At 65.1% G+C, this 20,162-nt stretch carries 18 protein-coding genes; 16 read left to right on the forward strand and 2 right to left on the reverse strand.

Going from position 1 to position 20,162, the window contains the following annotated elements; genetic code table 11:
• The first annotated feature begins 9 nt into the window (after positions 1-9).
• From QZ471_RS11035 to ispD, 14 genes are all read left to right on the forward strand, one after another.
• Positions 10-513, forward strand: a complete 504-nt coding sequence (locus tag QZ471_RS11035; RefSeq protein ID WP_059226513.1) for an OmpH family outer membrane protein — start codon at positions 10-12, stop codon at positions 511-513.
• A complete protein-coding gene (lpxD, locus tag QZ471_RS11040; RefSeq protein WP_295463600.1) occupies positions 510-1,586 on the forward strand; it encodes a UDP-3-O-(3-hydroxymyristoyl)glucosamine N-acyltransferase in 1,077 nt (358 codons plus the stop codon). The genes QZ471_RS11035 and lpxD overlap by 4 nt, the downstream gene beginning before the upstream one ends.
• A 45-nt stretch (positions 1,587-1,631) precedes the next feature.
• Entirely contained in the window at positions 1,632-2,072 is a 441-nt protein-coding gene (gene fabZ / locus QZ471_RS11045; RefSeq protein WP_140217599.1) for a 3-hydroxyacyl-ACP dehydratase FabZ, read from the forward strand.
• The gene (gene lpxA, locus QZ471_RS11050) at positions 2,069-2,845 is read left to right on the forward strand and encodes an acyl-ACP--UDP-N-acetylglucosamine O-acyltransferase (protein ID WP_295463604.1); all 777 of its coding nucleotides are present in this window, start codon (positions 2,069-2,071) and stop codon (positions 2,843-2,845) included. The genes fabZ and lpxA overlap by 4 nt, the downstream gene beginning before the upstream one ends.
• A gap of 16 nt (positions 2,846-2,861) precedes the next feature.
• Positions 2,862-3,989: a lipid-A-disaccharide synthase gene (gene lpxB / locus QZ471_RS11055; protein WP_295464689.1), complete on the forward strand. Its 1,128-nt coding sequence runs from the start codon at positions 2,862-2,864 to the stop codon at positions 3,987-3,989.
• Positions 3,989-4,624 (forward strand): ribonuclease HII, encoded by a 636-nt coding sequence (rnhB, locus tag QZ471_RS11060; RefSeq protein WP_295463606.1) that lies wholly within the window; start codon positions 3,989-3,991, stop codon positions 4,622-4,624. The genes lpxB and rnhB overlap by 1 nt, the downstream gene beginning before the upstream one ends.
• An 89-nt stretch (positions 4,625-4,713) precedes the next feature.
• A complete protein-coding gene (gene dnaE / locus QZ471_RS11065; RefSeq protein ID WP_295463608.1) occupies positions 4,714-8,235 on the forward strand; it encodes a DNA polymerase III subunit alpha in 3,522 nt (1,173 codons plus the stop codon).
• Between the two features lie 155 nt (positions 8,236-8,390).
• Complete coding sequence (locus QZ471_RS11070; RefSeq protein WP_295463610.1) at positions 8,391-9,341, forward strand: acetyl-CoA carboxylase carboxyltransferase subunit alpha; 951 nt, start codon at positions 8,391-8,393, stop codon at positions 9,339-9,341.
• A 10-nt stretch (positions 9,342-9,351) separates the two neighbouring features.
• Positions 9,352-10,668, forward strand: coding sequence for a tRNA lysidine(34) synthetase TilS (tilS, locus tag QZ471_RS11075; RefSeq protein ID WP_295463612.1), 1,317 nt, complete (start codon positions 9,352-9,354; stop codon positions 10,666-10,668).
• A 142-nt stretch (positions 10,669-10,810) separates the two neighbouring features.
• Entirely contained in the window at positions 10,811-12,439 is a 1,629-nt protein-coding gene (locus QZ471_RS11080) for a CTP synthase (RefSeq protein ID WP_295463614.1), read from the forward strand.
• A gap of 2 nt (positions 12,440-12,441) precedes the next feature.
• Positions 12,442-13,290: a 3-deoxy-8-phosphooctulonate synthase gene (gene kdsA / locus QZ471_RS11085; protein ID WP_295463616.1), complete on the forward strand. Its 849-nt coding sequence runs from the start codon at positions 12,442-12,444 to the stop codon at positions 13,288-13,290.
• Between the two features lie 79 nt (positions 13,291-13,369).
• A complete protein-coding gene (gene eno, locus QZ471_RS11090; RefSeq protein WP_295463618.1) occupies positions 13,370-14,659 on the forward strand; it encodes a phosphopyruvate hydratase in 1,290 nt (429 codons plus the stop codon).
• A 165-nt stretch (positions 14,660-14,824) separates the two neighbouring features.
• The gene (locus tag QZ471_RS11095; protein ID WP_007159473.1) at positions 14,825-15,103 is read left to right on the forward strand and encodes a septum formation initiator family protein; all 279 of its coding nucleotides are present in this window, start codon (positions 14,825-14,827) and stop codon (positions 15,101-15,103) included.
• 4 nt (positions 15,104-15,107) lie between these two features.
• Positions 15,108-15,839 carry a 2-C-methyl-D-erythritol 4-phosphate cytidylyltransferase gene (gene ispD, locus QZ471_RS11100; RefSeq protein WP_295463623.1) on the forward strand — a complete coding sequence of 244 codons (732 nt, stop codon included), beginning with the start codon at positions 15,108-15,110 and terminating at the stop codon, positions 15,837-15,839.
• On the opposite strand, the gene QZ471_RS11105 is transcribed toward ispD, so the two are convergent.
• Both QZ471_RS11105 and QZ471_RS11110 read right to left on the reverse strand, forming a co-directional pair.
• Entirely contained in the window at positions 15,836-17,002 is a 1,167-nt protein-coding gene (locus QZ471_RS11105) for a hypothetical protein (RefSeq protein WP_295463625.1), read from the reverse strand. The two genes, ispD and QZ471_RS11105, sit on opposite strands and share 4 nt — an antisense overlap.
• Before the next feature lie 108 nt (positions 17,003-17,110).
• Positions 17,111-18,016 carry a LysR family transcriptional regulator gene (locus tag QZ471_RS11110; RefSeq protein ID WP_295464691.1) on the reverse strand — a complete coding sequence of 302 codons (906 nt, stop codon included), beginning with the start codon at positions 18,014-18,016 and terminating at the stop codon, positions 17,111-17,113.
• A gap of 101 nt (positions 18,017-18,117) precedes the next feature.
• On the opposite strand from QZ471_RS11110, the gene QZ471_RS11115 reads away from it, so the two are divergent.
• On the forward strand, positions 18,118-19,230 hold the full coding sequence (locus QZ471_RS11115; RefSeq protein WP_295463627.1) for an S-(hydroxymethyl)glutathione dehydrogenase/class III alcohol dehydrogenase: 1,113 nt from the start codon (positions 18,118-18,120) through the stop codon (positions 19,228-19,230).
• 38 nt (positions 19,231-19,268) lie between these two features.
• The gene (gene fghA, locus QZ471_RS11120; protein ID WP_295463629.1) at positions 19,269-20,123 is read left to right on the forward strand and encodes an S-formylglutathione hydrolase; all 855 of its coding nucleotides are present in this window, start codon (positions 19,269-19,271) and stop codon (positions 20,121-20,123) included.
• The last annotated feature ends 39 nt before the right edge of the window (positions 20,124-20,162 follow it).

The following is a 20,162-nucleotide window of genomic DNA, read 5'->3' on the forward strand; positions in this document are numbered from 1 at the left end:
GAGTCAACTGTGCACAAGTACACCCGTTACGCTCTGTTCGCTGCCGTTCTCGTCGCTGCTCCGGTGTTCGCCGACACCAAGATCGCGGTCCTCAACTACCAGATGGCCCTGCTGGAGTCGGACGCCGCCAAGAAATACGCGGTGGATTCCGAGAAGAAGTTCGGTCCGCAGCTGAACAAGCTCAAGACCCTGGAAAGCTCCGCCAAGGACATCCAGGACCGGCTGAACAAGGGCGGCGACAAGATGGCCGAGGCCGAGCGTACCCGCCTGGAGAACGACTTCCGCCAGAAGGCGCGTGACTTCCAATTCCAGTCCAAGGAACTCAACGACGCCAAGGCTGCCTCCGATCGTGACATGCTCAAGCTGCTCAAGCCGCGCCTGGACAAGGCTGTGGAAGAGGTGCTGAAGAAGGGCGATTACGATCTGGTGCTCGAGCGTGGCGCCGTGGTCGATGTGAAGCCGCAGTACGACATCACCCGCCAGGTGATCGAGCGGATGAACGCAGGTCGTTGATGAGCCATACGACCTTCACGCTGGGCGAACTGGCGCAGTGGCTGGAAAGCCGCCAGTTGACCGCGGAGTTGCGCGGATCGCCCGAGCGCGTCGTGACCGGCCTGGCTACCCTGCCGGAAGCCGGTCCCGACCAGTTGAGTTTTCTCGCCAATCCGCAATACCGCCGCTACCTGACCGATACCCGGGCCGGTGCGGTGTTGTTGTCGGAAAAGGACGCCGACGGCTATGCCGGCGACGCCCTGATCCTGGCCAATCCCTATCTCGCCTACGCGCGGTTGTCCCATCTGTTCGATCGCAAGCCGCGTAGCGCGGCGGGCATCCATCCCACGGCCGTGGTCGCGGTGGATGCCGTCGTCGATCCCACTGCCGCCATCGGGCCCTATGTGGTGATCGAAGCACAGGCGCGGATCGCTGCCGGTGTCAGCCTGGGCGCTCACTGCGTGGTGGGTGCACGGAGCGTCATCGGCGCCGACAGCTGGCTGGCGCCGCGCGTCACCCTCTATCACGACGTGATCATCGGCGAGCGCGCCGTGGTGCAGTCCGGGGCCGTGATCGGGGCTGAAGGCTTCGGTTTCGCCAACGAGCGTGGCCAGTGGCAGAAGATCGCCCAGTTGGGTGGCGTGTTGATCGGCGATGATGTCGAGATCGGTGCCAATACCACCATCGATCGTGGTGCCCTGGCCAACACCGTCATCAGCGACGGCGTGAAGCTGGATAACCAGATCATGATCGCGCACAACGTCCAGGTCGGTGAGCACACCGCCATGGCCGCCTGCGTGGGCATTTCCGGCAGCACCAAGATCGGCAAGCACTGCACCATCGCCGGTGGCGTGGGCATGGTCGGCCATATCGAGGTGTGCGACAACGTCTTCGTCACCGGCATGACCATGGTGACGCGCTCCATTACCGAGCCAGGCGCCTATTCCTCCGGCACGGCCATGCAGCCGGCGGGGGAGTGGAAGAAGAGCGCAGCGCGCATTCGCCACCTCGACGACATGGCTCGCCGTCTGCAACATCTGGAAAAAATCGTTGCTACCGTGACCTCGCGGGATGACGCTGCTTCTGATGCTTGATTGCGCATCGGATGTTTCCCCTTTTTGAACAGGCCTTCCCCGACCATGATGGACATCAACGAGATCCGTGAATATCTCCCGCACCGCTATCCCTTTTTGTTAGTGGATCGCGTGACGGAGCTGGATATCGAAGCCAAGCGCATTCGCGCCTACAAGAACGTCAGCATCAACGAGCCGTTCTTCACCGGCCATTTCCCGCAGCACCCGATCATGCCGGGCGTGCTCATCGTCGAGGCGATGGCCCAGGCCGCTGGCGTACTGGGCTTCAAGATGATGAATTCCTCGCCCGCCGATGGCACCCTGTACTACTTCGTCGGATCGGATAAGCTGCGCTTTCGTCAGCCGGTGACGCCGGGCGACCAGCTGATCCTCGAAGCCCGCTTCCTCAGCACTAAGCGTGGCATCTGGAAATTCGAATGTCAGGCCAGCGTGGACGACAAGCCCGTCTGCTCGGCCGAAATCATCTGCGCGGAACGCAAGCTATGACGTTGATCGACTCCAGGGCTATCGTCGACCCCCAGGCACGGCTCGCCGCCGATGTCCAGGTCGGCCCCTGGTCGATCATCGGGCCGGACGTCGAGATAGGCGAGGGGACCGTGATAGGTCCACACGTCATTCTCAAGGGGCCGACCGTCATCGGGTGTCACAACCGCATCTTCCAGTTCTCGTCGATTGGCGAGGATACGCCCGATCTCAAGTACAAGGGCGAACCGACGCGCCTGCGCATCGGCGATCACAACGTCATCCGCGAAGGGGTGACCATTCATCGCGGGACGGTGCAGGATCGCGAAGAGACCACCATAGGCGATCACAATCTGCTGATGGCCTATGTGCACATCGGTCACGACAGCGTGATCGGCAACCACTGCATCCTGGTCAACAACACTGCCCTTGCCGGCCACGTGCACGTGGACGACTGGGCGATCCTGTCCGGCTATACCCTGGTGCACCAGTTCTGCCGCATCGGTGCCCACAGCTTCTCGGGCATGGGTACCGCCATCGGCAAGGACGTACCGGCCTACGTGACGGTGTTCGGCAACCCGGCCGAAGCGCGCAGCATGAACTTCGAAGGCATGCGGCGGCGTGGTTTCTCGACCGAGGCCATCCAGGCCCTACGGCGCTGCTACAAGGTGGTCTACCGCCAGGGTCTGACCGTCGACGAAGCGCTGCGTGAGCTGGAGCCAGTGGCCCAGCAATTTCCCGAAGTGGCGGTGTTCCGCGACTCCATCCTGAGTGCCACGCGTGGCATCACCCGCTGAGTTCGCCCAGCGTCCCCTGCGGGTGGCGCTGGTGGCAGGAGAGGCGTCGGGTGATCTGCTGGGTGCCGGTCTCATGCAGGCCCTGCGCGCGCAGCATCCGCACATCGAATTCATGGGCGTCGGCGGACCGCGGATGGAAGCCGAGGGCTTGGCGTCCGAGTTTCCCATGGAGCGTCTGGCGGTCATGGGGCTGGTCGAGGTGCTTGGCCGGCTGCGAGAGCTGCTCGGTCGCCGCAAGACGCTCATCGCCCAGTTGCTCGCTGCTCGACCGGACGTTTTCATTGGCATCGATGCGCCGGATTTCGTCCTGGAGATCGAGGCCCAGTTGCATCGTGCCGGGATACCCGCGGTGCACTACGTCAGTCCTTCGGTCTGGGCTTGGCGACAGAAGCGGGTGCTGAAGATCCGTGACGGCTGCGACCTGATGCTGACCCTGTTCCCCTTCGAAGCCCGCTTCTACGAAGAACAACAGGTGCCGGTGCGCTTCGTTGGCCATCCGCTCGCCGACACCATTCCCCTCGACAGCGACCGCCTGGCGGCCAGGCAGTCCCTGGGCCTGCCGGAAGAGGGGCAGGTTATCGCCCTGCTGCCTGGTAGTCGCGGTGGCGAGGTCGGGCGCCTGGGTGCGCTGTTCCTCGACGCTGCCGCCCAGTTGCTGACCGCGCGACCCGGGGTGCGCTTCGTGCTGCCCTGTGCCAATGCCGCGCGGCGGGCGCAGGTGGAGCAGCTGCTGGAGGGGCGACCGCCGTTGCCGCTGCTGTTGACCGATGGACGCTCCCACGAGGTGCTGGCCGCCTGCGATGGCGTGCTGATCGCCTCGGGCACCGCGACCCTGGAAGCCTTGCTATTCAAGCGACCCATGGTGGTGGCCTATCGGGTGGCACCCCTGACCTATCTGATCCTCAAGCAACTGGTGAAGAGTCCCTATATCTCGCTGCCCAACCTGCTGGCCGGGCGCAAGCTGGTGCCCGAATTGATCCAGCATGAGGCGACGCCGGAGCAACTGGTGGCCGAGCTGCTGCCATTGCTGGCGCAGCCGGAGCAACAGACCGACAGTTTCGCTGCCATTCACCACAGCCTCAGGCGCGATGCCTCGGTGCAGGCCGCCAGCGCCGTGCTGGATCTCTTACGGGAGCGCGGCTGATGCAGCTGGGTCTGGACTTCAATCTGGTCGAGGCGCTGGTCGCCGGGGTCGATGAAGTGGGTCGCGGCCCGCTGTGCGGCGCCGTGGTGACGGCCGCGGTCATCCTCGATCCGGGTAAGCCCATTCTTGGGCTGAACGATTCGAAGAAGCTGTCGCTGGCTCGCCGTGAGGCCCTGTTCGACGAAATCCAGGAAAAGGCCCTGGCCTGGTGCGTCGCCCGGGCCGAGGTCGCCGAGATCGATAGGCTCAATATTCTGCATGCCACCATGCTGGCCATGCAGCGCGCCGTGGAAGGCCTGGCGGTTCAGCCACGCTTGGCACTGATCGACGGCAATCGCTGCCCCAAGCTGGCCGTGCCCAGTTCGCCGGTGGTGAAGGGCGACAGCCAGGTGCCGGCCATCGCTGCCGCCTCGATCCTAGCCAAGGTGAGCCGCGACCGCGAAATGCAGGTGCTGGATGCGCTCTATCCGGGCTACGGTCTGGCCGGCCACAAGGGCTATCCCACCGCCGAGCATCTGGACGCCCTCCGGCGCCTGGGGCCGACGCCCATCCACCGCCGTTCCTTCGCGCCTGTGCGGGACGCCTGGCTGGCGCTCGAGACCCAGGCCTCGACCCAGATCGTCGCGACCTACTGACGGTTTTCGCTGGCAGCCGTCGTGGCGGTCTGACCCCGCTGCCACTATCCGGTACAATCTCGCGCCTCAAGCATCAAGGGGTCTCTGCCATGTCCGCATCCTTCGTCCATCTCCGTCTGCACACGGAATACTCCCTGGTCGACGGGATCGTGCGGGTGAAGGGATTGGTCAAGGCCGCCGAAGCGGCCGGCATGCCAGCGGTTGCCGTGACCGACCAGGGCAACCTCTGTTCGCTGGTCAAGTTCTACAAGAGCGCCATGGGCGCGGGTATAAAGCCCATCGCCGGTGCGGACATCTGGCTCGCCGGCCTGGACGGCGATGCGCCCCTGACCCGCATGTCCCTCCTGGTGATGAACGCCAAGGGCTATCGCAACCTCACCGAATTGCTGTCGCGCGGTTTTCAGGAAGGCCAGCGCGAAGGTCAGATCATCATCCAGCGTGACTGGGTGAAAGAGGCGAACGAAGGCTTGATTGCCCTGTCCGGGGCCAAGGAGGGGGAGATCGGCCTGGCGCTGCTGGAGGGCGATCTGGCCCTGGCCGATCGGCTGTTCGCGGAATGGCAGCAGGTCTTCCAGGATCGCTTCTATCTGGAGGTGCAGCGCACCGAAAGAGCTGGTGACGAGGAGCATCTGCATGCCGCGGTGGCCTTGGCCGACCGTTGTGGCGGCGCCCTGGTGGCGACCAACGACGTGCGCTTCCTCAAGCCCGAGGATTTCGAGGCTCACGAGACCCGCGTCTGTATCGGTGAAGGTCGCCCGCTGGACGACCCCCGCCGCGAGCGCAAGTACAGCGACCAGCAGTATCTGAAGTCGGCGGCCGAGATGGCCGAGTTGTTCAGCGACCTGCCGGAGGCGCTGGAGAACACCGTCGAGATCGCCAAGCGCTGCAACATCGAGATCCAGCTGGGCAAGTACTTCCTGCCCAACTTCCCGATTCCCAACGGGATGACCATCAACGACTACCTGCGCCACGTCTCCTTCGAGGGCCTGGAAGAGCGCCTGGCCGTGCTCTGGCCGCGGGAGACCACGCCGAACTACGAGGAGAAGCGCCAGGAGTACGTCGACCGGCTCAACTTCGAGCTCGACATCATCATCCAGATGGGCTTCCCCGGTTACTTCCTCATCGTGATGGACTTCATCAAGTGGGCGAAGAACAACGGCGTGCCGGTCGGCCCCGGCCGGGGCTCGGGTGCCGGCTCCCTGGTGGCCTATGTCCTGAAGATCACCGACCTCGATCCACTGGCCTACGATCTGCTGTTCGAGCGCTTCTTGAATCCCGAACGGATCTCCATGCCCGACTTCGACGTCGACTTCTGCATGGACGGTCGCGACCGGGTGATCGACTACGTGGCCGACATGTACGGCCGCGAGGCGGTAAGCCAGATCATCACCTTCGGCACCATGGCGGCCAAGGCGGTGGTGCGCGACGTGGCGCGGGTGCAGGGCAAGTCCTACGGCCTGGCCGATCGCCTGTCGAAGATGATCCCCTTCGAAGTGGGCATGACCTTGCAGAAGGCCTTCGAGCAGGAGGAGCCACTGCGCGACTTCCTGGCGACCGACGAGGACGCCAAGGAAATCTGGGACATGGCGCTCAAGCTCGAGGGCATCACCCGGGGCACCGGCAAGCACGCCGGGGGCGTGGTGATCGCGCCGACCAAGCTGACCGACTTCTCGCCCATCGCCTGCGACGAGGACGGCAACGGCCTGGTGACCCAGTTCGACAAGGACGACGTCGAGCAGGCCGGCCTGGTCAAGTTCGACTTCCTCGGCCTGCGCACCCTGACCATCATCAAGTGGGCGCTGGAGACCATCAACCGCACCGAAGTGGCGGAAGGGCGCGAACCGCTCAACATCGATTTCATCCCGCTGGACGACAAGCCGACCTACGCCCTGCTGCAGAAGGCCGAGACCACCGCCGTATTCCAGCTCGAATCCCGCGGCATGAAGGAGCTGATCAAGAAGCTCAAGCCGGACTGCCTGGAAGACCTCATCGCCCTGGTGGCGCTGTTCCGTCCGGGCCCGTTGCAGTCGGGCATGGTGGACGACTTCATCAACCGCAAGCACGGTCGCGCCGAGCTGGCCTATCCGCACCCGGACTACCAGTACGAAGGCCTCAAGCCGGTGCTGGCGCCGACCTATGGCATCATCCTCTACCAGGAACAGGTGATGCAGATCGCCCAGGTCATGGGCGGCTACACCCTGGGCCAGGCGGACATGCTGCGCCGGGCCATGGGCAAGAAGAAGCCCGAGGAGATGGCCAAGCAGCGCGGCGGCTTCATCGAGGGTTGCGCCAACAACGGCATCGATGCGGATCTGGCGGGGAACATCTTCGATCTGGTGGAAAAGTTCGCCGGCTACGGCTTCAACAAGTCGCACTCCGCCGCCTATGGCCTAGTGTCCTACCAGACCGCCTGGCTGAAGACCCACTATCCGGCGCCCTTCATGGCAGCGGTGCTGTCGGCGGACATGCACAACACCGACAAGGTGGTGATCCTCATCGAGGAATGCCGCCACATGAAGCTGCGCATCGACACGCCGGACGTGAACATTTCCGAGTTCAAGTTCACCGTGAACGACGGGGGGCGCATCGTCTATGGCCTCGGCGCCATCAAGGGCGTCGGTGAGGGGCCGGTGGAGGCCATCGTCGAGGCGCGTGCCGAGGGACCGTTCAAGGATCTCTTCGACTTCTGCGCCCGGGTCGACCTCAAGCGCATCAACAAGCGCACCCTGGAAGCCCTGATCCGCTCCGGTGCCCTCGACCGGCTCGGGCCGCACTACCACGACGAGATCAAGGCCTATCAGGCTACCATCGACCAGAATCGCGCCGTGCTGCTGGCTGCCATGGAAGAGGCCATCGCCTCCGCGGAGCAGACCGCGCGCAGCCATGATAGCGGTCACGTCGATCTTTTCGGCGGTGTCTTCGCCGAGCCGGAGGCCGACGTCTATGCCAATCACCGCCGGGCCCGCGAGCTCAACCTCAAGGAGCGTCTGCGCGGTGAGAAGGAGACCCTGGGGCTCTACCTGACCGGGCACCCCATCGAAGAATACGAAGGCGAGGTGCGCCGCCTGGCGCGCCAGCGCATCGTCGACCTCAAGCCGTCGCGCGAGACCCAGACCGTGGCCGGGCTGATCGTCAACCTGCGGGTGATGAAGAACAAGCGCGGCGACAAAATGGGCTTCGTCACCCTGGACGACCGCTCCGGGCGCATCGAAGCCTCGCTGTTCGCCGAGGCCTTCAATGCCGCCCAGGCGCTGCTACAGACTGACGCCCTGGTGATCGTCGAGGGCGAGGTCAGCCAGGACGACTTCTCCGGCGGCCTGCGCCTGCGTGCCAAGCGAGTGCTCGGGCTGGAAGAGGCCCGCACCGCCCTGGCGGAAAGCCTGAGGATCGCGGTGCGCAGCGAAGCCCTGGCCGGTGATCGACTGCGCTGGCTGGGCGAGCTGTGCGGTCGTCATCGCGGCGCCTGTCCGGTCACCATCGACTACCAGGGGCCCACCGCGCGGGCGTTGCTGCAGTTCGGCGAGAACTATCGTATCGACCCGGCCGACGGCCTGATTCAAACCCTGCGTGACCAGTTCGGCAGGGAGAACGTCTTTCTCAACTATCGTTGATGCGGAGCGCCCCGCGCGCTCCTTGCCCGTTTCCGTCAGGAGTCGGCTGGCCGTCTCGTACGGCCGCAGTCTCGACCTGTTGCGCGCTATCCCTTAAGGTATGCGCCCCGGCCCCTGGCTCTCCCTTTAGCTTGCAGAACGCAAAACGGATGCCCATGAACCCGAACTATCTCGATTTCGAACAGCCCATCGCCGATCTCCAGGCCAAGATCGAAGAACTTCGACTGGTCGGTAACGACAATGCGCTGAACATCAGTGACGAGATCGCCCGGTTGCAGGAGAAGAGCCAGGCGCTCACCAAGAACATCTTCAGCGACCTGTCCAGCTGGCAGGTGGCTCGTCTGGCGCGTCATCCGCTGCGTCCCTACACCCTCGACTACATCGGCTACCTCTTCAGTGATTTCGAAGAGCTGCACGGCGATCGCCACTTCGCCGACGATCCGGCCATCGTCGGTGGCATCGCCCGCCTGGACGGTCGCCCGGTGATGGTCATCGGCCACCAGAAGGGCCGTGAAGTGCGCGAGAAGGTGCGGCGCAACTTCGGCATGCCGCGTCCGGAAGGCTATCGCAAGGCCTGCCGCCTGATGGAGATGGCCGAGCGCTTCAAGATGCCGATCCTGACCTTCATCGACACCCCCGGTGCCTATCCGGGCATCGATGCCGAGGAGCGTGGCCAGAGCGAAGCCATCGCCTGGAACCTGCGGGTCATGGCGCGGCTGAAGACCCCCATCATCGCCACCGTGATCGGTGAGGGTGGTTCCGGTGGCGCCCTGGCCATCGGCGTCTGCGACCAGCTCAACATGCTGCAGCACTCCACCTACTCGGTGATCTCGCCGGAAGGTTGTGCCTCCATTCTCTGGAAGACCGCCGAGAAGGCGCCCGAGGCCGCCGAGGCCATGGGTATCACCGCCGAGCGGCTGAAGAGCCTGAACATCGTCGACCAGGTGATCGACGAGCCCCTGGGTGGTGCCCACCGCGATCCCGAGGCCATGGCCGCCAGCCTGCGCACCGCGCTGCTGCAACAACTCGACGAACTCAAGGGCTATGACGTGCCGGCATTGCTGGAGCGTCGCTACGAGCGCCTGATGAGCTACGGCATCTCCTGATCCCGCCACGATGAGCCTGCTGGACCGGTTGCACGCCCGCCTGGAGCGGCAGCCGGCTACCCGTCACTGGCGGGTGGGCTTCTCCGGCGGACTCGACTCCACCGTCCTGCTGCATCTCTTCGCCCGGCTGCGCGAGCGAGGTCTGTCGGGTGAAGTGCAGGCGGTGCACGTCCACCATGGTTTGCAGCCTGTGGCGGACGCCTGGGTCGAGCACTGTGCCCAGGTCTGTCAGGCGTTCGAAGTCCCCCTCGATATTCGCTACGTCCGCACCGATAAGGCTGCCAGCCTCGAACGCGCCGCCCGTGAAGCGCGCTACGCCGCCTTCGCTGAGGTCCTGCCGGCCGGCGGCTGCCTGCTGCTGGGGCAGCATCGCGACGACCAGTTGGAAACGTTGCTTCAGCGCCTGGTGCGCGGCGCCGGGGTGAAGGGCCTGGCCGGCATGCCGGAGAGCCGCCGACTGGCCGAGGGCCGCCTCTGGCGTCCCTTGCTGGACGAGCCACGGGCCGAGTTGCTGGCTTACGCGAAGGCCGAAGGGCTGGGCTGGATCGAAGATCCCAGCAACGCCGATACCCAGTTGGATCGTAACTACCTCAGACACGAGGTGTTGCCGCGGCTACGGAGTCGCTGGCCCGGCGTCGATCGGGTCATGGCCCGCAGTGCCCGGCACCTGGCCGAGGCCGAGGAGTTGCTGAGCGAACTGGCCTGCCTCGATCTGCGGCAGGCCCAGGTCGGCGAGCGGGCGTTCGCCTGGATCCCTTTGCCTAGCCTGGCGCTGGCACCCTTGCAAGGCCTGAGCGAGGTGCGCCAGCGCAACGCCCTGCGGGCCTGGCTCGCTCCCCTGACCCGTCAGCCTGACAGCGCCCACTGGGCCGGCTGGCAGGCACTGCGGGAGGGCGGCGAGGCGAGCGATCCGTTCTGGCGCCTGGAAGGCGGCAGCGTGCGACGTGGCGCAGGCCGGATCTGGTGGGTGCCCGACACCTGGCAGATGGAGCCGCTTCCCCTGGCACTGGTCGGGGGGCAGGAAACCCTGGAATTGCCGGGCAATGGCCGCCTGTCGTTGCTCGGAGAGGGCGCCGCACCCGGCTGGCGGATCGCCTATCGCCAGGGCGGCGAACGCCTGGTCGTACCCGGGCGGGGTACTCGCGATCTGAAGCGCCTGCTCAATGAGCGTGGAGTGCCGACCTTCCTGCGGGAGCGGTTGCCGCTGCTCTGGCGTGGCGACGAACTGCTGGCCGTGGCCAATCTTCCCGGCCTGGACGGCCTGCCAGGGGGCGGGCGGCTTGAGTGGCAGCCCGCAGACGGTGTGGCCGGGTTTGAGCTGCCATGACCTTTAGGCTAGACTACGCTCCCGTCTTGTACCGCATTTTCCGCTCGCTCCGAGTGGACGGTGTGCATTGGTCCGGCGCCATGCCGACCGCTCTCGCTTTCATCGGCGGCTCTCCGCCTCAACGCAGATTCTAGGAATTTTCATGACGCGCTTTATTTTCGTCACGGGCGGTGTTGTTTCTTCTTTGGGGAAAGGCATCGCCTCGGCCTCCTTGGGCGCCATTCTGGAAGCGAGAGGGCTGAAGGTCACCATGCTCAAGCTGGACCCGTACATCAACGTGGACCCCGGCACCATGAGCCCCTTCCAGCACGGCGAGGTGTTCGTCACCCATGACGGCGCCGAGACCGACCTGGACCTGGGTCACTACGAGCGATTCATCCGCACCACGGTGACCCAGAACAACAACTTCACCACCGGCCGCATCTACATGGACGTCCTGCGCAAGGAGCGGCGCGGTGACTACCTGGGCGCTACCGTGCAGGTGATCCCGCACATCACCGACGAGATCAAGCGACGCATCATCAAGGGCGCCGGCGATGCCGACGTGGCCCTGGTGGAGATCGGCGGCACCGTCGGCGACATCGAGTCGCAGCCCTTCCTCGAAGCCATCCGCCAGCTGCGGGTGGAGATCGGCGCGCGCCGCGCCATGCTGATGCACCTGACCCTGGTGCCCTACATCGCCACCGCTGGCGAGACCAAGACCAAGCCGACCCAGCATTCGGTCAAGGAGCTGCGCTCCATCGGCCTGCAGCCCGATGTACTGATCTGCCGTTCCGACCACACCGTCGACAGCTCGTCCCGGCGCAAGATCGCGCTCTTCACCAACGTCGAAGAGCGCGCGGTCATCTCCCTGGAAGACGTCGACACCATCTACCGCATTCCCTCCGTGCTGCATGCCCAGGGCCTGGACGAATTCGTCGTCGAGCGCTTTGGCCTGGAGTGCAAACCGGCCGATCTGTCCGAGTGGGACCGGGTGGTGGACGCCAAGCTCAATCCCGAGCGCGAAGTCACCATCGCCATGGTCGGCAAGTACATGGAACTGCTCGACGCCTACAAGTCGCTGATCGAGGCCATGACCCACGCCGGCATCCAGAGCCGCACCAAGGTCAATCTGAGATACATCGACTCCGAGCACATCGAGCAGCAGGGCACCCACCTGCTCAAGGGCGTCGACGCCATCCTGGTTCCCGGCGGCTTCGGCCTGCGTGGCGTGGAAGGCAAGATCGCCACCGTGCAGTACGCCCGCGAGAACAAGATTCCCTACCTGGGCATCTGCCTGGGCATGCAGGTGGCGGTGATCGAATTCGCCCGTAACGTGCTGGGCTGGAAGGACGCCAACTCCACCGAGTTCGACAAGGCCAGCGGCCACCCGGTGGTCGGCCTGATCACCGAATGGCACGACGCCACCGGCGCCACCGAGATCCGCACCGAAGGCTCCGACCTGGGCGGCACCATGCGCCTGGGCGCCCAGGAATGCCAGCTCAGCGACGGCACCCTGGTGCACGACTGCTATGGCCAGGACGTCATCGTCGAGCGCCATCGTCACCGCTACGAGGTCAACAACAACCTGCTGCCGCAGATCCAGGCCGCCGGCCTGAAGATCTCCGGTCGCTCGGGCGACGGTGCCCTGGTGGAGGTGGTGGAGGCCCCGGATCATCCCTGGTTCGTCGCCTGCCAGTTCCACCCGGAGTTCACCTCCACTCCGCGTGACGGCCACCCGCTGTTCAGCGGCTTCGTCAACGCCGCCCTGCGCTACGCCAAGAAGGATTGATCATGACCGCTCAGAAGATCGTCCGCGTCGGCAGCATCGAGATCGCCAACGACAAGCCCTTCGTGCTGTTCGGCGGCATGAACGTGCTGGAATCCCGCGACCTGGCCATGCAGGTGTGCGAGCAATACGTCAAGGTGACCGAGAAGCTGGGCATCCCCTATGTCTTCAAGGCCAGCTTCGACAAGGCCAACCGTTCCTCGGTGACCAGCTACCGCGGTCCGGGCATGGAAGCCGGCCTGCGCATCTTCGAAGAACTCAAGGCCACCTTCGGCGTGCCGGTGATCACCGACGTCCACGAGCCCTACCAGGCCGCCCCGGTGGCGGCGGTATGCGACATCATCCAGCTGCCGGCCTTCCTTTCGCGGCAGACCGACCTGGTGGTGGCCATGGCCAAGACCGACGCCGTGATCAACATCAAGAAGGCCCAGTTCCTCGCGCCCCAGGAGATGAAGCACATCCTCGCCAAGTGCGAAGAAGCCGGTAACGACCAGCTGATCCTCTGCGAGCGGGGCTCCTCCTTCGGCTACAACAACCTGGTGGTCGACATGCTCGGCTTCGGCATCATGAAGAGCTTCGGCTACCCGGTGTTCTTCGACGTGACCCACGCCCTACAGATGCCGGGCGGGCGCGCCGATTCCGCTGGCGGCCGCCGCGCCCAGGTCACCGACCTGGCCAAGGCGGGCATGAGCCAGGGCCTGGCCGGCCTGTTCCTCGAAGCCCATCCCGATCCCGAACATGCCAAGTGCGACGGCCCCTGCGCCCTGCGCCTGGACAAGCTGGAGCCCTTCCTGGCCCAGCTCAAGGCGCTGGACGAACTGGTGAAGTCGTTCACGCCGATCGAAACTGCCTGAGCAAGCGCTGAACCAAAAGGCCCAGGCACAGCCGAAGGCTGATCCGTCAATGACCGGTAACATGGAGATCGATACAAAAATGGCTAAGATCGTCGACATCAAGGGACGTGAAGTCCTGGATTCCCGCGGCAACCCCACCGTTGAAGCGGACGTTATCCTGGACAATGGCATCGTCGGTCGCGCCACTGCGCCGTCCGGCGCGTCCACCGGTTCGCGCGAAGCCCTGGAGCTGCGCGACGGCGACAAGAGCCGCTACCTGGGCAAGGGCGTACTGAAGGCCGTCGGCAACATCAACGGCCCGATCCGTGACCTGCTGCTGGGCAAGGATCCTTCCGACCAGAAGGCCCTGGACCGCGCCATGATCGAGCTGGACGGCACCGACAACAAGGCCAAGCTAGGCGCCAACGCCATCCTGGCCGTGTCCCTGGCTGCCGCCAAGGCTGCCGCCGAAGACCAGGACCTGCCGCTCTACGCCCACATCGCCAACCTGAACGGCACCCCCGGTCAGTACTCCATGCCGGTACCGATGATGAACATCATCAACGGCGGCGAGCATGCCGACAACAACGTCGACATCCAGGAGTTCATGGTCCAGCCGGTCGGCGCCAAGAGCTTCGCCGATGCCCTGCGCGTGGGCGCCGAGATCTTCCATCACCTGAAAGCTGTGCTCAAGGCCCGTGGCCTGAGCACCTCCGTGGGTGACGAAGGCGGCTTCGCACCGAACCTGGCCTCCAATGCCGACGCCCTGGCCGCCATCGCCGAAGCCGTGAAGAACGCCGGTTACGAGCTGGGCACCGACGTGACCCTGGCCCTGGACTGCGCCTCCAGCGAGTTCTACCAGGACGGCAAGTACGACCTGTCCGGCGAAGGCAAGGCCTTCGACGCCAATGGCTTCGCCGACTACCTGGCCGGCCTGACCGAGCAATTCCCGATCATCTCCATCGAAGACGGCATGGATGAGTCCGACTGGGCCGGCTGGAAGGCGCTGACCGACAAGATCGGCAGCAAGGTGCAGCTGGTGGGCGACGACCTGTTCGTCACCAACACCAAGATCCTCAAGGAAGGCATCGAGAAGGGCATCGGTAACTCGATCCTGATCAAGTTCAACCAGATCGGCTCCCTGACCGAGACCCTGGAAGCCATCCAGATGGCCAAGGCCGCCGGCTACACCGCGGTGATCTCCCACCGCAGCGGCGAGACCGAAGACGCCACCATCGCCGACCTGGCCGTGGGCACCGCCGCCGGTCAGATCAAGACCGGTTCGCTGTGCCGTTCCGACCGCGTCTCCAAGTACAACCAGCTGCTGCGCATCGAAGAGCAACTGGGTGCCAAGGCGCCTTATCGCGGCCGTGCCGAGTTCCGTAGCTAAGGGCAGCGTGAACGCGGAGGCGGCGATGCAGATCGTCGCCTCCTGAATCGTCCGACGAACACAGGATAGATGCCCAGTTTACAAGCGTAGAGCCGGGCTTCTATCCTGTTTTCGTTTTTGCCGCCGCCCCTTGTGGCATCCGCCGTCCGCGAATCCTTACCGTCCATGCGAAGTCCCTACTGGCTGTTTCCCTTCCTGCTCCTGCTGCTCGGCGGTCTCCAGTATCGCCTGTGGGTCGGTGACGGCAGCTTCGCCCAGGTGCGCGAACTCAAGCAGCAGATCGCCGACCAGAATGGCGAGAACAAGCGCCTGTTGGAGCGCAACGAGATCCTCGAAGCCGAGGTCGTCGAGCTCAAGAAAGGCATGGAGACCGTCGAGGAGCGTGCCCGCCACGAACTCGGTATGGTCAAACAGGGCGAAACCCTCTTCCTGCAATCCAAATAAGTAGATGACTCCTGCACCCTCGTTCTGGGCCGTCCTGCCGGCCGCCGGCGTCGGTTCGCGCATGCGTGCGGATCGGCCCAAGCAGTACCTCGAATTGGCCGGCCGTAGCGTCATCGAGCACACCCTGACGGCGTTCCTGGAGCATCCTGGCACCTTGGGCATCGTGGTGGCGCTGGCCAGCGACGATCCCTGGTGGCCCCAGTTGCCCCTTGCCCAGGACGCGCGCATCCGTTGCGCCGAAGGCGGTGCCGAGCGCGCCAGCTCGGTGCTGTCGGCGCTGTTGCTGCTGACCGCCCAGGGCGTGGCGGATGATGCCTGGGTGCTGGTGCACGACGCTGCACGGCCCAATCTGCAACGCAGTGATATCGATCATCTGTTGGCCAGCCTGGCCACCGATGACGTGGGTGGCCTGCTGGCGGTGCCAGTACGGGATACCCTCAAGCGCGCTGGCGCCGATGGTCGGGTCGCTGCCACCCTGGATCGCAGCCTGGTCTGGCAGGCCTATACGCCGCAGATGTTCCGCCTCGGGCCGCTGAGTCGGGCCCTGGCCGACGCCTTGGCGGCCGGTGTCGCGGTGACCGACGAGGCCTCGGCCATGGAGTGGGCGGGCCTGGCGCCGCGCCTGGTGGAAGGCCGGCCGGACAATCTCAAGATCACCCGGCCGGAAGACCTGGAATGGCTGCGCCGCAGCTGGCAACTGGATGCCTTGGCGGATCCTGGGAACCCGACGTCCTAGAAGCGATAGATGGCTGCAGCACCCGTCCTGCCCGGCATCCGTTCACGCGGCAGTACCAGTACCTGGCCACCCTGTTGCAGGGTCTGCAGGCTGAGTTCGTCCAGCAGGTCCTCAGTGTTGGCGCCGGCCGGGTCGGTGGGCACCAGCAGGCGGCGGTCGACGTCCAGATGGCCGGGAATGCGCCGCTCGGCTTCCACTAGGAGAGTATCGACCCGGGCGTCCAGCACGGCGCCGCCGATCTCCTCCAACCGATCCGAAGCCAAGCCCTGCCCCTGGCGTTGGGCATAGGTGTCCAGCAAGTCGGCCAGATGTCGATCCAGATGCGGCTCCATCACCGCCCAGGCCTTGCGTCTCAGGGATTCGTTGTCGAGTGGTCCCGGATCGCCGCTGAGACCTTCGTCCAGTAGCAGAGGGTTGTTGCTGATCCGGCGAAAGACCGCCTGGTGCTCCGGCAGGGCGGCGAGTAGCAGGGGCAGCTTGCTCGGCTGCGAGTGCTCGCGGGTGAGGGCCCGATCCAGGGCGAGGAAATAGCGTTCACGATCGACGTTCTGCTCGTCATGCTTGCTGATGCCGCCGGCATTGTGCTGCATGGCGTCGCCGCGCTCGCTGGCCCGGCCGAAGCCCTGGGGCAGGCCGCGTTGGTTGCCTTCGGTCAGGTCGGTACCCAGGGCCTCTTCCAGGGTGCGGGGCACACCTTCGGCCAGTTCGATCTCCACCAGGTTGTCGCGGCTGCCTTCGAACAGACGGGCATGGTCGCGGGACAGGCAAAGCACCTGATAGCGGCCGGTGGTCTGGGCCAGTTGCAGGAGGGGCTGCAGGTGGAAGTGGTGGTTGACCATCGCCGTTTCCGGTACGCCACCGGCTACCTTGAGCAGGTGCAGATGATCGCGGTCCCGCAGGATGATCAGGCCGCCGCGTGGATGATTCCAGAAGTCGGTGTCGTCGATCAGGGCGGTCAGGGGAGCGAGCAGGGCGGTGGTATCGGCCTCGGGGAAGCGCTGGCGCACCTCGGCTTCGACGGTGCGCAGCAGATTCTTGAAGCGGATGACGTTCTGCTCGCGCTGCGGAAAGGCGCGCTCGGTGGGCAAATAGAGCGACAGGCAGGGCGGCACCGCTGCCTTCATCCAGGTGGCGAGTGCGTGATGATCGAGGGTGTCGTTCATGGGACCTCCGGCTGCAAGAGACGCCGCGGGGCCACCGGAAGGGGCGGTGCCGCGACGACCGACACCTGTTTCGAAGGCTCGTGGAAAGGCGCGGTTCCTCCGCTGCGCTCAGCTTCCGGATGGGTGGCGCCCACGGGGGCGCGGTGTGCTCAGCCCCTGTTTCAGGTGCTCCACCAGCAGGCGGATCTTGGGCGAGAGAAAGCGTCGCTGTGGATAGAGGGCCCAGACCGCGGTGTTGGGTGGCTGGCGATTTTCCAGCAGGGCGCGCAACTCGCCGCGAGCCAGGTGCGGCAGCACGTAGTAGTCCGGCAACTGGCACAGGCCGAAGCCACGCAGGGCGGCGTCCAGCACCGCCTGGCCGCTGTTGCAGCGCCAGGAACCCTGCACCCGGTGCAGCACCTCGCGCTCCTCTTCGCGGAAACTCCAGATGTCGCTGGTACCCACCAGGCAACGATGGCGACTCAATTCGGACAGGGTATGGGGCGCGCCGTAGCGTTCCAGATAACTCGGCGCGGCGCACAGATAGAGTTCCCGCGGCGCCAGCCGCGTCGCCACCAGCCGCGAGTCGGCCAGGCGACCCAGGCGGATCGCCAGGTCGTAGCCTTCGTGCAAGAGGTCGACGGTGCGATTGGTCAGGTCCAGCTCCAGGCTGACTTCGGTATGGCGAGCGAGGAAGTCGTTGACCAGGGGCACGACGAAACGCTCGCCATAGGTCACGGCGCAGGTCATACGGATCAGCCCCTTGGGTTGGCTGGAGAGATCACTCACCTCGCGCAGGGCTTCGTCGCGGGCTTCCTGCAAGCGTCGGCAGTGTTGCAGAAAGGTATGACCGGCCTCGGTGAGGGCCACGCTACGGGTGCTGCGATAGAGCAACCGCGCCTGCAGGCGCTCTTCCAGGCGCGCCACCTGGCGGCTGACGTGGGAGGTCGAGGTGCCCAGGCGGTCGGCGGCATGGCCGAAGTGCAGGGTGCTCGCCACCGCGACGAATTCGTCGATCCCCTCCCAACCCATGATTGTTTCTCTGTGGCAAAAATGAATTCCAGTATGCCCGATTGTTCCAGGATTTCAGGCGTCTACACTGGTTCCTTCGTTTTTTCGTCCTGTCGGAGTCGACCATGATCAAGTCCCGCGCCGCCGTAGCCTTCGCGCCCAACGAGCCCCTGAAGATCGTCGAAGTGGACGTCGAGCCGCCCAAGGCCGGCGAAGTGCTCATCCGCATCGTCGCCACCGGCGTCTGCCATACCGATGCCTACACCCTGTCCGGCCAGGACTCCGAAGGGGTCTTCCCCTGCATCCTCGGTCACGAGGGCGGTGGCATCGTCGAGGCGGTGGGCGAGGGCGTGACCTCGGTCGCGGTGGGCGATCACGTCATCCCGCTGTACACCGCCGAGTGCGGCCAGTGCAAATTCTGTAAATCCGGCAAGACCAACCTCTGCAGCTCGGTGCGCGCCACCCAGGGCAAAGGCCTGATGCCCGACGGCACCACCCGTTTCTCCTACAACGGCGAGCCGATCTACCACTACATGGGCTGCTCCACCTTCTCCGAATACACGGTGCTGCCAGAGGTCTCGGTAGCCAAGATCCCCCAGGAGGCGCCGCTGGAGAAGGTCTGCCTGCTGGGTTGCGGCGTGACCACCGGCATCGGCGCCGTGCTCAACACCGCCAAGGTAGAAGAGGGCGCCACCGTCGCCGTCTTCGGCCTGGGCGGTATTGGCCTGGCAGCCATCATCGGCGCCAAGATGGCCAAGGCCAGCCGCATCATCGCCATCGACATCAACCCATCCAAGTTCGACATCGCCCGTGAATTGGGTGCCACCGATTTCGTCAATCCCAAGGATCACCAGAAGCCGATCCAGGAGGTCATCGTCGAGCTGACCGACGGCGGCGTCGACTACAGCTTCGAGTGCGTCGGCAACGTCAATCTGATGCGCGCAGCGCTGGAATGCTGCCACAAGGGTTGGGGCGAGTCGGTGATCATCGGCGTGGCCGGTGCCGGCCAGGAGATCAGCACCCGGCCGTTCCAGCTGGTGACCGGGCGCGTCTGGCGCGGCAGCGCCTTCGGTGGCGTCAAGGGCCGCAGCGAACTGCCGGGCTACGTGCGCAAGGCGCAGAGTGGCGAGATTCCGCTGGACACCTTCATCACCCACACCATGGGCCTGGAGCAGATCAACGAAGCCTTCGAGCTGATGCACGAAGGCAAGAGCATCCGCACCGTCGTCCACTACTGATTGGCGGGAGGGCGCCCAGTGCGCCCTTTGCGCGGGAGATGACCATGAGTCTCGAACTGCTCTCCAGCAACAAGAGTTTCGGCGGTTGGCACAAACGCTATCGCCATCGTGCTCGCAGCCTCGACTGCGACATGACCTTCGCCGTCTACCTGCCGCCCCAGGCGGAGGCGCGCAACGACCTGCCGGTGCTCTACTGGCTGTCGGGGCTGACCTGCACCGACGAGAACTTCATGCAGAAGGCCGGCGCCCAGCGCCTGGCCGCTGAGTTGGGTCTGGTGCTGGTGGCGCCGGATACCAGTCCGCGTGGCGAAGGCGTACCGGACGATCCCGAGAAGGCCTGGGATTTCGGCCTGGGGGCGGGGTTCTACGTCAATGCCACCCAGCAGCCCTGGGCCAAGCACTACCGCATGCACGATTACGTGGTGGAAGAACTACCGGCGCTGATCGAGGCCAATTTTCCGGTCTCGGATCGTCGCGGCGTCAGCGGTCACTCCATGGGCGGCCATGGCGCCCTGATCTGCGCCTTGCGCCATCCGGGCCGCTATCGCTCGGTGTCGGCTTTCTCGCCCATCGTCAATCCGCTGGATTGTCCCTGGGGGCACAAGGCCTTCTCGAACTACCTGGGCGAGGACCGCAGTACCTGGGCCGAGTGGGACGCCTGTGCGCTGCTGGAGAAGGCCGAGCAGCGGCTGCCGCTGCTGGTCGATCAGGGGGAGCAGGACAGCTTCCTCGCCGAGCAGCTCAAGCCCCAGGCGCTGCAACGCGTCGCGGAAGCCGTCGGCCATCCACTGGAACTGCGTCTGCAGCCCGGCTACGACCACAGCTATTTCTTCGTCGCCAGCTTCATCGACGATCATCTGCGGCACCATGCGGCGGCTCTCACTGCCCCATAGGCTCTGTACGAAAAGTCGCCGAGCGAAGGTCAGGCGAGG

The organism is uncultured Pseudomonas sp., from assembly GCF_913774235.1.
GTDB lineage: Bacteria > Pseudomonadota > Gammaproteobacteria > Pseudomonadales > Pseudomonadaceae > Chryseomonas.

What these genes read in the sequence shown, in the direction of transcription:
- ispD (WP_295463623.1), top strand. Translation starts at nt 15,108, where the DNA reads ATGACTCCTGCACCCTCGTTCTGGGCCGTCCTGCCGGCCGCCGGCGTC.
- QZ471_RS11070 (WP_295463610.1), top strand. Translation starts at nt 8,391, where the DNA reads ATGAACCCGAACTATCTCGATTTCGAACAGCCCATCGCCGATCTCCAG.
- eno (WP_295463618.1), top strand. Translation starts at nt 13,370, where the DNA reads ATGGCTAAGATCGTCGACATCAAGGGACGTGAAGTCCTGGATTCCCGC.
- rnhB (WP_295463606.1), top strand. Translation starts at nt 3,989, where the DNA reads ATGCAGCTGGGTCTGGACTTCAATCTGGTCGAGGCGCTGGTCGCCGGG.
- tilS (WP_295463612.1), top strand. Translation starts at nt 9,352, where the DNA reads ATGAGCCTGCTGGACCGGTTGCACGCCCGCCTGGAGCGGCAGCCGGCT.
- QZ471_RS11080 (WP_295463614.1), top strand. Translation starts at nt 10,811, where the DNA reads ATGACGCGCTTTATTTTCGTCACGGGCGGTGTTGTTTCTTCTTTGGGG.
- QZ471_RS11115 (WP_295463627.1), top strand. Translation starts at nt 18,118, where the DNA reads ATGATCAAGTCCCGCGCCGCCGTAGCCTTCGCGCCCAACGAGCCCCTG.
- QZ471_RS11095 (WP_007159473.1), top strand. Translation starts at nt 14,825, where the DNA reads ATGCGAAGTCCCTACTGGCTGTTTCCCTTCCTGCTCCTGCTGCTCGGC.
- dnaE (WP_295463608.1), top strand. Translation starts at nt 4,714, where the DNA reads ATGTCCGCATCCTTCGTCCATCTCCGTCTGCACACGGAATACTCCCTG.
- fabZ (WP_140217599.1), top strand. Translation starts at nt 1,632, where the DNA reads ATGATGGACATCAACGAGATCCGTGAATATCTCCCGCACCGCTATCCC.
- QZ471_RS11105 (WP_295463625.1), bottom strand. Translation starts at nt 17,002, where the DNA reads ATGAACGACACCCTCGATCATCACGCACTCGCCACCTGGATGAAGGCA.
- fghA (WP_295463629.1), top strand. Translation starts at nt 19,269, where the DNA reads ATGACCATGAGTCTCGAACTGCTCTCCAGCAACAAGAGTTTCGGCGGT.
- kdsA (WP_295463616.1), top strand. Translation starts at nt 12,442, where the DNA reads ATGACCGCTCAGAAGATCGTCCGCGTCGGCAGCATCGAGATCGCCAAC.
- lpxA (WP_295463604.1), top strand. Translation starts at nt 2,069, where the DNA reads ATGACGTTGATCGACTCCAGGGCTATCGTCGACCCCCAGGCACGGCTC.